The following is a 9,807-nucleotide window of genomic DNA, read 5'->3' on the forward strand; positions in this document are numbered from 1 at the left end:
GCTGGCCCGCAGGCCATAAAAGCTCCGCCGTCCAAAACGGAGATAAAGACGAAGGGACCGTTGACATGGGGGGAATGCGTGTTGACGTCATTGTGCGCACCGGACCTTACGGGTTGGTGGTCCTTCAGTGGGCAGGTGTGCACACGAGGCGCCGCAACGGCCGTCTTGCCCGCGTATCCGTACGGGCAGGTATTCTGAACGGCTACTGCGAAAGCCAACAAGGCAATGATAATGCGCAGCATTATGAAAAAGTGTACTCGCCGATTGTGAAGAGATTATGAAATAAACGAGCGACCGGTCTCGATGCGTTCCCATATCGTCATTCCGGCGATGCGCGGCGGTCCATCGGAAGACGTGGCATGCCGATGCAGAAGCGCGCACGGCATCCTAATCCCCAAACATCATTGTTCGAACCTGCCGTCGTCCCGGGCGGCGGGAAGCTTGTGGACGTTCTTCTGGAGCCATCCTATTTTCGCCGCTTCCCTCGTGTCGACTTGCGGGACATAAGGCTTTATGTCCAGAAGGGGGGTCCCGTCCACGGCATCGATGTCCCGGATATGCACCGTGTTGCCTTCGATGCCGAGAAGGCGCACGACCGAAATGCCTATCGGGTTCGGCCTGCTGGGGCTGCGTGTCGCGAAGACCCCGTGGACTTCGGTATCCAGATAGGGCTTTACCGTCAGGGCCGGCCCCTTGGATAAATGGAAGTGGTAAATCAAAATGATGTGGGAAAACCCTTCCAGGTCTTTCAAGCCCTCGGCATATTGCGGAAACACTTCGACTTTTCCATCGACGCCCCGGGCGCCCGTTGGCTGAATGGGCGTCCCCCGGGGTTCCTTGAACGGGGAATGGATCAATCCAATCGCCTTGTATCGTATCTCAATCATGGGCGGCAAGACCGCGTGCGCGGGTTCGATCAAGCGGAGCGCGTCTTACTCCCCCCGGAGCTTCTTCATGTATTGGTCCCACTCCATGGGGAGCATGTACTTCTTCTTGCTGTTACAGTCCTTGCAGGCCGTCACGAGGTTGTTCTTCCGGGAGAGGCCGCCCCGCACCAGGGGCACCACGTGCTCCATGGTCAGCTCCCCGGGGGCTACTTTCCCTCCGCAGTAATGGCAGGTGCCGCGGGCGAGCTTCTCCTTCCACCACCGCGTGCTCCTGAGCTTCCGCGCCTTCTCCTTCTCCCTGCGGATGTCCTCCGGACCGGCTTCGACGACAAAATAATCCATATACTTATTCTAACAGAGCGAGGGAGGGCGCCGCAGTAAGCACGGGCCTCTCAGGCCCCCGCGTCAAGCACCTGCCGCATCTTCTTCAGAAGCGCCGCCGGCGCCACGGGCTTGTAAAGGAACCTCTCCTCGGGCACGGGTATGGTCTTTCCCTCTCTCAGGATGTCGGCGGGATAGCCGCTCAGAAAGAGGGCCTTGATGTCGGGCCGTATCCGCGAGACGGCGTCGTAGATTTCCTTGCCGTTCATCCGCGGGAGCATGACGTCCAGGAGCAGAAGCCCTGTCTCTTCCCTGTGGGTGAGGAACTTCCTGAGGGCGTCCCCGCCGTCCGCGGCCTCCAGCACGGTGTAGCCCGCCTCCCTCAGAAGCACGGCCAGGCTGGCCCGCACCTGCGCGTCGTCCTCGGCCAGAAGCACCGTCTCCGTCCCCCCGGCAAGCTCTTCCTCGTGCGTCTCCGCCTCCGGTTCCGAGGCCGTCAAGGGCAGGTAGACGTTCACCGAGGTCCCCCGCCCCGGCTCGCTTTCCACGTGGGCGAACCCCCCGAGCTCCTTGACCCCCGCATAGACGATGGAAAGCCCCAGCCCGGTGCCCCGTCCCCCCTTGGTCGTGAAATAGGGCTCGAACATCCTCTCCCGCACCGCCTCTTCCATTCCCGTGCCGGTGTCTAGGACGGAGAGGACGGCGTACCATCCCTCGCCGCCCCCGCCGTGGGCCCTGACGAAGGGGTCGTCCCTCCGCACGCGGGCTGTCCGGATGAGCATGCGTCCCCCGCGGGGCATGGCGTCGGAGGCGTTGGCGGCCACGTTCATGATGATGCCCTCTATCTGTCCCGGGTCCGAGAGCAGGGCGAGGGGCTCCTCCCAAAGGTCCGTGTCCAGGGCGACGTCCTCGCTCAGGATGCCGCGGAGCAGCTTCGCCGCGTCGCAGACCACCTCGTTGAGGTCCACGGCGCGCGGCTCGGTGGGCTCCCTCCTGCCGAAGGCCAGGAGGCTCTGGGCCAGTTTCCCGGCTTCGGAGGCGGAGGAGAGTATCTGCTCGACATAGGTCCTCATGGGGTCCTCCGGCTCCATCTTCATCGTCAGGAAACCGGCAAAGTTGATGATGGCCGCCGCCCGGTTGCTGAAATCGTGGGCCACCCGCCCCGCGAACTGCCCCAGTGCTTCCATCTTCTCGGTGTGATAGAGCCTCTCGCGCAACTGGCTCAGCTCCTCCTGGGTCTCCTTCTGCCCGGTGACGTCCATGATTGCCGTCCGGAGCGAACCGTACCCGTTCTTGTCGTCGCGCCACAGGGTGTCCAGAAGCATGACCCGGGGACTGCCCCCCTTTCCCCGGAGGGTGGCCTCCACGGTCTCGTGCCCCCGGCTCTGGGCGACCCTGCGCAGGTGCCGGTAGATGTAGTCGCCGTCTCCCTCCTTGGCGAAGACGTAAAGCGGCCTTCCCGCCATCTGCTTCCCGGGCACCCCCACCCAGTCCGAAAGGGTGCGGTTGCATTCCCGTATGACGCCCCGCTCGTCCAGGGTGGCGTAGCCCACCGGGGCGTCGTCGTAAAGGTCCCTGTACTTCCCCCGGGACTCGGTCAGCACCGCCTGGGCGCGCCTCAGCTCCTCGTTCTGTATCTCGAGCTCCGCCTGGTAGACCTCCAGCTCATGAAGAACCCTGGCCCTTTCCTCGAAAGCGAGTTTCTTGGGAATTCCTCTTGCGGACCCCCGGTGCACCCGCTCCTCCGCCTTCTCCCTCAATTTCTTGTTTTCATGTCTGTTATCCGCCATAAACTCCCCTCGTTCCCCCTATTGCGCGTGCTCCCCCGTCACCTCCTGGAAGGCCAGGAGGATAAGCCCCGCCTCCCGGCCCTTCACATGCACCTTCCGGGCGTTCAGGAGCATTGTCCTGCGCCCCGTCTCCGGAAAATCGTATTGCACCCTGAAGTCCTCAACGGGATGGTCCTTGCGGGTTCTCAGCTCCGGCGTGTCCCACTGCCTGTCGCCCAGCTCGCAGACGTTCTTGCCTCTGGTCTTCTTCGGGCTGGTATGGAACATTCTGTAGAAGGCTGGGTTGGCCGACCGCACCGTGAGGTCTCCATCCAGCAGCAGAAGGGGCTCCCGTATCGTCTCCACGATGCCCTCGGCCACCGCCCGGGCCTCCTGGGCCTCCTGCTCGGCCTTCTTTACGTGGGTGATGTGCACGAAGGTCAGCACCACGCCGTCTATCACGTTTTCCACCGTCCGGTAGGGCGTGATGCGCATCCCGTACCACTCCCCCTCCTCGGTCTGCACCTGCTCCTCGTACTTCTCCAGCGTGTCCAGCACCCGGCGGGCCTTCTCGACGAGCCTGTTGTCCACGATCTTCGATTTCAGGTCCCCCAGGGGGCGGCCCACATCCGAGGCGATAAGGCTCAAAACAGCCGTGGCCGCCGGCGTGAAGCGCTTGATGCGGAAGTCGGCGTCAAGAAAGACCACGCCCAGCTCCGTGCTCTTCAGCAGGTTTTGCAGGTCGCTGTTGGCCTCCGAGATGTCGTTGACCTTGCTCTCCAGCTCGGCGTTCAGCGAGTCCATCTCCTCGTTCTGCGACTGCATCTCCTCCTTGGCCGTCTCCAGCTCCTCGTTGGTGCTTTGCAGTTCCTCGTTCATGCTCTGAAGCTCCTCGTTGGCCGACCGGAGCTCCTCGTTGGAGGCCTCCAGCTCCTCCACGGTGCTCTGCAGGTACTCCCGCGTGCCCTGAAGCTCCTTTTCGAGCTCCGCCACGCGCTCGCGGTCGGCCTCCGGCACGGGCGCTTTCTGCTCCCTTTCCCTCTTTTCCTTCTCCTCCGTGCGTTCCGGCTTTCCCCGGAGGCGGAAGGCGACGAGGTAGGTGCCCTCCAGGCTCTCGGGCTCCCGGAGGGGCTTGACCACGAGGTCGAAGGTGAGGCTCATGCCGTCCCTTCTGGCCTCCAGGCCCTCGCTCACCACCGTCTCCCCCTTGGTCTGGGCCCGGTGAAGCGCCGTGGCCAGCTTCATGTCCACGCCCTTCCTGGCCATCTTCAGGACGTCGTAGGCCGCCTCTCCCCTGGGCGGGGAGAGGAACCACTCCGTCTCGCCGTGGAAGTACAAGGCCTGGTGCCTTTCGTTCACCAGCACGGAGGCCGGCGCCAGGTGCTCCAGGATGGCCGTCTCGGCCATGCGCGCCATTCTCTTTACGGGCTTTTCTCCCCGGAACTCCGGCATCCTGGCCCTGGCCCTCTCCTCGGCCCTTCCGAACATCTCCAGGGGATAGGCATGCACACCCCCGGGGGCCTCCCTCCGCCGGAATATCTTCTGCTTGACGTCCACGGGGGCGAAGAGGTCGGTATTGGAGCCCACCGTCTCCGAGGTCCCCAGCCACAGGAAGCCGCCCTTCTTCAGGCTGTAGTGGAAGATGAGCATCAGCTTTCCCTGAAGCTCCTCGTCCATGTATATAAGGACGTTCCGGCAGCTTATCAGGTCAAGCTGCGAGAAAGGGGGGTCCTTCGAGAGGTTCTGCACGGCGAAGACCGCCTTTTCCCTCAGGTGGCTCTTCACCTGCCACTCCTCGTTCTCCTTGCTGAAGTACGTCTTCAACCTTTCCGGTCCCACGTCCTGGGCGATGTTCTCCGAATACCGTCCCGTGCGGGCGTGCTCGATGGCCTCCGGGTCGACGTCCGTGCCGAAGACCTGAAGCGGAACGTGCACGTTCATCCGCTCCATTGCGTCCAGCATGACCATGGCTATGGAGTATGCCTCCTCCCCGGTGGAGCACCCCGGCACCCAAATCCGGACGGGGTTGTCGGGGGAGCGCCCTTTCAATATCGCCGGGAGGACCTTCTTCTCCAGGGCTTCGAAGGCCAGCCGGTCGCGGAAAAAGTTCGTAACGCCGATGAGCATGTCCTGAAAGAGGGCGTTTACTTCCTCGGGCTTGCCCTGGAGGAGCCGGACGTACTCCTCCGGGTCGTCCACCCGGTTGATGGCCATCCGGCGGGCCATCCTTCGGCGCACGGTGCCCTCCTTGTAATGGGTGAAGTCGTGGCCCGTGGCCTTCTCCACGAGCATGAAAGCCTTGCGGGCCGCCGCCCGGAAGGCCTCCTCGGGGATAGCTCTTTCTTCCCTCAGGGCGGCATGCCGGCCGATGAACTCCAGTATCTTCCCCGGTATCTGCTCCACGGGGAGCACCTCGTCCACCAGCCCGGTGTCCACGGCGCTCCGGGGCATCCCGTCGTACTCGGCCTCACGGGGGTCCTGAACCACGGTGAAGCCCCCCTCGCCCTTGACCGCCCGCATCCCCAGGGTGCCGTCCGTCCCGGCGCCGGAGAGGATGACCCCTATGGCGAAGTCCTTCATGTCCGCGGCCAGCGAGCGGAGAAAGCGGTCTATGGGTTGGGGCGGGCGTCCATCTCCCTCCACCGGGGGAAAGAGGTAGAGCACGCCGTCCTTTATCTCCAGCTCCCTGTCCGGGGGGTTCAGGTAGACGTGGTCGGGCTCTACCTTCATCCCGTCCCTGGCCTGGGCCACGGGCATGGCCGTGTACTTCTGGAGGATGCTGTCCATGATGCTCTCCTTCCCCCGGGCCAGGTGCTGCACAACCACGTAGGCCGCCCTGTCTTCGGAGGGGACGTGCCCGAAGAAGCGCTCCAGGGCCCCCAGCCCCCCGGCCGAGGCCCCTATGCCCACGACATAGAAATCGCCCATTGACCCGACCTCCCCAGAGCGAGACGCGGCAGGTTCATCTTTATGTTAGCGCTCTTCAGGAAAATATACAATGCCCTTAAGGGAAAATATGCATGCACAGGCCGGGCGTGCGCAGAAGGGAAAGGCCTTGCCACCAGGGCAAGAAGCTCAGAAAGGAGGGCTCAAAGAAGGCGGCTCAGCCGGGGGTGCCGGAGAGAGGCTGACCGTCCGGCGAGAGGGAGACTTTTTCAGGCCGCGGGCCTCTCCATCCATCTGACCGGGAATACCATCCTCAGCGTGGTGCCCTTTCCGGGCTCGCTCTGCACCTCTATCTCCCCGAAGTGCTCCGAAACTATCTGCTTTACCATGGGCAGCCCCAGGCCGTACCTCAACCGCTTGGTGCTGAAGAACGGGTCGAATATCTTCTCCACGTCCGCCTTCGGTATTCCCGCGCCGGTGTCGGAAACGGCCAGTACAACGCTGTCCTTGTCGCCCGAGGTCGTAACGGTTATCGTTCCCCCTTCCGGCGTGGCGTCGATGGCGTTTCTTATGACGTGCAGTATCGCCACCCTTAGGAGGTTTTTCTGAAGGTTTATCTTCAGGGGCCGCTCCGGGAGGTTCATGGCGAGGTGAAGCCCCTTTTCGGCGGCCTCTTTTTCCACGAGGGGAGCGATGGCCTTGACGACCGTGTTGATGTCCTCGAAACTGAACACGGACTGCCTGCTCTTGCTGAGAAGCTCGAAGTCCCTCACTATGGCTTCCAGCTTTCCCGATTCGCCGATGACGTCCTGGATGTCCTCGCCGAATTTCTCCGGGACCCTCTCCTTCTCGAGCAGCCGCTTGCACGTCCACGCTATGACGGTGGCCGGGTTCCTGACCTTGTCGGCGACGGTCAGTGCCATCAGGCTCATCGTCCTTTCGGCCACCAGGGCCTCGAGCTGCTGGTTCAGCTCCGACAGGTCGGTGTTGATGGAGTCTATCTTTCTCTTGTCCGAATCTATCCGGCTGTAAAGCCCCCTGAAACGCATGTTGATAATGAAGAGGATAACGGCGAAAAACAGCGTGTAGAAACCGATGAACACCGCCACCGCCTTCCTCGCCGAGGCGAGGGGCACGCTTATGGGAATGTATATGAACCGTGCATCGGCCAGCTGGCCGACCTTCATGCCGAAGCCCGCGGTGGAGCCGTATCTCTTAATCAGCTCCGGAGGGGCGTCGGCGGGGTCGCCGTGGCAGTAAAGGCAGCTCTCTTCGAACGGTTCGCCGGGCCTTGCGATTACGTAATATTCGCCGTCCTGCCTCGTCCTGAACCCCTTCCATTCCCTGAGCTTCCTGTCCGCTATGAACGTGTTTATTATTTTGACCTCGAAGTCATCGGCGGCATCCTGAGGGTTCCTGGGATTAAGCGACGCGTTTTTATATACATAGTCGGGGTCCTCCCGGTGTATCCTGCGGGCGATTTCCCCCGCCACGTAAGACCTGGACATGCCCTGCAGGATGAACCTGCCCGGTATCTCCTCGTACAGCACGGGTCTCAGGTCGTGCGCGACGTAGTATTTTATGGCCCCTATGGTGGAGAGGTGGACCCTCCCCATGTTGTAAGCGTCCCTGACGGCGTTTCTCTTCAGGATGACATACGCTCCTCCGGAGACAATCGGCAGGGATACGGCGTAGACGGCCACAAGCATCAGGGCGAACTTCCTTTTTGGACTCAGCTCCTTAAGCATCTTCGCCGCAAAAGGTGTTCTTTCTAAATACTATCACATCCGTTCCGGTTTCCACATGGCGTGCAAAAAACCCCGGAGTTCGGGGAAGAAGTGGTGAAGCAGGCGGGGGGCAGCCCCGCGAGGCGCCAGAGCGCGTGCGGCGCAGCTTATAATTTTGCCGATTTCGCACATTCGCCGCCTTTCAGTCCGGTAGGGCGCATGGGCGAACCCCAACGCCCTAACGGGCTATGGGTTCAGGATGTGCCGAAGGCTCTGGGAGGTGGCGGACAAATTGCAGAAGGGCAGGAAGACCTCCGTCCGCCCTCCGGCCCGCGGTTCATGCGGCGGACCTGCGGCGCGGCCCGCGGGAGGACTGTCGGAGGGGAGAGGGTGTTACTCTACCGGCAGGCCGTGCCTGACCTGCTCTTCGCGGAAGTACTTCTGGTAGAGGGTCTCCCACTCGGGGCTTCCCTCCGGGACGTGGCGGGAGAGGGAGGCTATCTTCCTCCGGACGGCGGCGTCCATCTCCTCGCCGATGTGCATCTGCATCTGGATGGCCCGCTTGATGGCCCGCCTGACCACGCTCTCGTCCTCGGTGATGTCGACGATGTCCTTTTCGAGGAGCTCCTGGAGGATGACGTGGCTCATGTGGGTGACCTTCTCGTCCGAGAGCATCATATGATGACCCCTTTCTCCTTGACGAGCTGCCTCTTGGTCAGGTCGAACATCTTGCGGTAATCGGCCCGGCCGCTGGCGAACTCCGCCTCGTACTTCTTCAGTATCTCCCTGACCTCGTCGTTGATGCGGTCCTCCACGGAAAGCTCCTCGAAGATTATCCGTTCCAGCTCCTCCTGGAGCTTCTGGCGGGAGATGTCGGGCACGATGAGCTCCTCGCTGAGCAGGGTCTCGGCGATGCGCCGCGCCATGGGTTTTATCCAGGTGCGCGGAATGCGCACTACTTCTCCAGGAAGGACAGCAAGGCGATGTTCCTGCCGCGCTTGATGGCCGTGGTCAGCTCCCTCTGGTGGCCGGCGCAGTTGCCCGTGACCCTCCGGGGAAGTATCTTGCCCCTGTCGGTGAGGTAGTGCCTCAGGGTGCGGACGTCCTTGTAGTCTATGAACTCCACCTTGTCGGCGCAAAACCGGCAGAACTTCCGCCTTCTGTGATATCTCCTGGGCTGCACAGTGCTTCCTCCTCTTTATTCAGAAAGGTTCGATGTCCGTCGTCTCGTCGGGCGCCCGGCCTCCGCCGCCCCTCTGGCTGCCGCCGCCTTCTTCCCTGCGTCCCCCGCCCAGGAACCGCACGGTCTGGGCCACTATCTCCATCTTGCTCCGCTGCTGCCCGTCGGACTCCCAGCGGCGCTCCTGGAGGCGTCCTTCCACCAGCACGGAGCGCCCCTTGCTCAGGTACTGGCTGGTGGTCTCGGCCTGCTTGCCCCAGACCACCACGTCGATGAAGAGGGTGTCCTCCTTCATCTCCTCGCCGGAGCGGTAGCGGTTGTTCACGGCGAGCCGGAGGGTGGAGATGGGCGTTCCCTGGGGGGTGTACCTCAGCTCCGGGTCCTTGGTGAGGTTGCCCACCATGATGACGCGGTTGTACATGCTACTGCCCCTCCGCCGTCTCCGGCGCGGCGGCGCTCTCGGCGGGCGGTGAGGCGGCCTCCGCCTCTTCCGCCTGGGCCGTGGCGGCCTGGGCCGCTTCCGCCTCCAGGGCCCGCAGGGCGTGCTCCCGCTGCTTTTTCTCGAGCTTGACCACCATGTACTTCACCACGGCGTCGGTCACCTTGAAGTGGTCCTCCAGCCGCTTGACGGTCTCGGCGGGCGCCCGGAAGAGCAAGAGGACGTAATTGCCCCGGGCGTGCTTGTTTATCTCGTAGGCGAGCTTTCTTCTGCCCCAGGGGTCGGCCCTGAGGACCTCGCCGCCGGCCTCTGCAACGATGTCCCTGACCCTCTCAAGCTGGCCTTCCACCGCCTCGTCGGCGAGTGAGGCGTCATAGATGACGATGTTTTCGTAGACGTTCACGTGTGAGCCTCCCATGGTTTTTTCGTTTGTCCGAAAAAGCCCTCTCTCCGGGGAGAAAGAGCAAGAAGCCTGTATGCTGGTCGGGGCGAGAGGATTTGAACCTCCGACTTCACGGTCCCGAACCGTGCGCGCTACCAGGCTGCGCTACGCCCCGTAAATGTTAATAATAAAACCGTTTAGAGCCAGAAGTCAAGG

Annotated in this window: 11 protein-coding genes and 1 tRNA gene; 1 reads left to right on the forward strand and 11 read right to left on the reverse strand. The window is 62.6% G+C overall.

Features of this window, described 5'->3' with window-relative positions; genetic code table 11:
- The coding region (locus P8Y39_11955; protein ID MEJ2193031.1) for a hypothetical protein at positions 1 to 281 on the forward strand (281 nt) is incomplete at its 5' end.
- 120 nt (positions 282 to 401) lie between these two features.
- On the opposite strand, the gene tsaA is transcribed toward P8Y39_11955, so the two are convergent.
- The 11 genes from tsaA to P8Y39_12010 form a co-directional block, all read right to left on the reverse strand.
- Complete coding sequence (gene tsaA, locus P8Y39_11960) at positions 402 to 887, reverse strand: tRNA (N6-threonylcarbamoyladenosine(37)-N6)-methyltransferase TrmO (protein ID MEJ2193032.1); 486 nt, start codon at positions 885 to 887, stop codon at positions 402 to 404.
- A gap of 45 nt (positions 888 to 932) precedes the next feature.
- Complete coding sequence (locus P8Y39_11965) at positions 933 to 1,229, reverse strand: HNH endonuclease signature motif containing protein (protein ID MEJ2193033.1); 297 nt, start codon at positions 1,227 to 1,229, stop codon at positions 933 to 935.
- Between the two features lie 50 nt (positions 1,230 to 1,279).
- Positions 1,280 to 2,998, reverse strand: coding sequence for an ATP-binding protein (locus P8Y39_11970; GenBank protein ID MEJ2193034.1), 1,719 nt, complete (start codon positions 2,996 to 2,998; stop codon positions 1,280 to 1,282).
- 18 nt (positions 2,999 to 3,016) lie between these two features.
- Positions 3,017 to 5,905: a chemotaxis protein CheB gene (locus tag P8Y39_11975; protein MEJ2193035.1), complete on the reverse strand. Its 2,889-nt coding sequence runs from the start codon at positions 5,903 to 5,905 to the stop codon at positions 3,017 to 3,019.
- A gap of 227 nt (positions 5,906 to 6,132) precedes the next feature.
- Positions 6,133 to 7,611 carry a DUF3365 domain-containing protein gene (locus P8Y39_11980; GenBank protein ID MEJ2193036.1) on the reverse strand — a complete coding sequence of 493 codons (1,479 nt, stop codon included), beginning with the start codon at positions 7,609 to 7,611 and terminating at the stop codon, positions 6,133 to 6,135.
- A gap of 372 nt (positions 7,612 to 7,983) precedes the next feature.
- Positions 7,984 to 8,268 carry a DUF507 family protein gene (locus tag P8Y39_11985; GenBank protein ID MEJ2193037.1) on the reverse strand — a complete coding sequence of 95 codons (285 nt, stop codon included), beginning with the start codon at positions 8,266 to 8,268 and terminating at the stop codon, positions 7,984 to 7,986.
- The gene (locus P8Y39_11990) at positions 8,265 to 8,546 is read right to left on the reverse strand and encodes a DUF507 family protein (protein MEJ2193038.1); all 282 of its coding nucleotides are present in this window, start codon (positions 8,544 to 8,546) and stop codon (positions 8,265 to 8,267) included. Before P8Y39_11990 ends, P8Y39_11985 begins: the two co-directional genes overlap by 4 nt.
- The gene (rpsR, locus tag P8Y39_11995; GenBank protein MEJ2193039.1) at positions 8,546 to 8,773 is read right to left on the reverse strand and encodes a 30S ribosomal protein S18; all 228 of its coding nucleotides are present in this window, start codon (positions 8,771 to 8,773) and stop codon (positions 8,546 to 8,548) included. The genes P8Y39_11990 and rpsR overlap by 1 nt, the downstream gene beginning before the upstream one ends.
- Before the next feature lie 19 nt (positions 8,774 to 8,792).
- A complete protein-coding gene (gene ssb / locus P8Y39_12000) occupies positions 8,793 to 9,191 on the reverse strand; it encodes a single-stranded DNA-binding protein (protein ID MEJ2193040.1) in 399 nt (132 codons plus the stop codon).
- 1 nt (position 9,192) lies between these two features.
- Positions 9,193 to 9,612 carry a 30S ribosomal protein S6 gene (gene rpsF / locus P8Y39_12005; GenBank protein ID MEJ2193041.1) on the reverse strand — a complete coding sequence of 140 codons (420 nt, stop codon included), beginning with the start codon at positions 9,610 to 9,612 and terminating at the stop codon, positions 9,193 to 9,195.
- A 77-nt stretch (positions 9,613 to 9,689) separates the two neighbouring features.
- Positions 9,690 to 9,766: transfer RNA gene (locus P8Y39_12010), tRNA-Pro, on the reverse strand.
- Positions 9,767 to 9,807 lie beyond the last annotated feature (41 nt).

The organism is Nitrospirota bacterium, from assembly GCA_037386965.1.
In the GTDB taxonomy this organism is placed as follows: Bacteria; Nitrospirota; Thermodesulfovibrionia; order Thermodesulfovibrionales; family JdFR-86; genus JARRLN01.

Coding starts and splice junctions, on each gene's coding strand:
- tsaA (MEJ2193032.1), bottom strand. CDS start 887: ATGATTGAGATACGATACAAGGCGATTGGATTGATCCATTCCCCGTTC.
- P8Y39_11965 (MEJ2193033.1), bottom strand. CDS start 1,229: ATGGATTATTTTGTCGTCGAAGCCGGTCCGGAGGACATCCGCAGGGAG.
- P8Y39_11970 (MEJ2193034.1), bottom strand. CDS start 2,998: ATGGCGGATAACAGACATGAAAACAAGAAATTGAGGGAGAAGGCGGAG.
- P8Y39_11975 (MEJ2193035.1), bottom strand. CDS start 5,905: ATGGGCGATTTCTATGTCGTGGGCATAGGGGCCTCGGCCGGGGGGCTG.
- P8Y39_11980 (MEJ2193036.1), bottom strand. CDS start 7,611: ATGCTTAAGGAGCTGAGTCCAAAAAGGAAGTTCGCCCTGATGCTTGTG.
- P8Y39_11985 (MEJ2193037.1), bottom strand. CDS start 8,268: ATGATGCTCTCGGACGAGAAGGTCACCCACATGAGCCACGTCATCCTC.
- ssb (MEJ2193040.1), bottom strand. CDS start 9,191: ATGTACAACCGCGTCATCATGGTGGGCAACCTCACCAAGGACCCGGAG.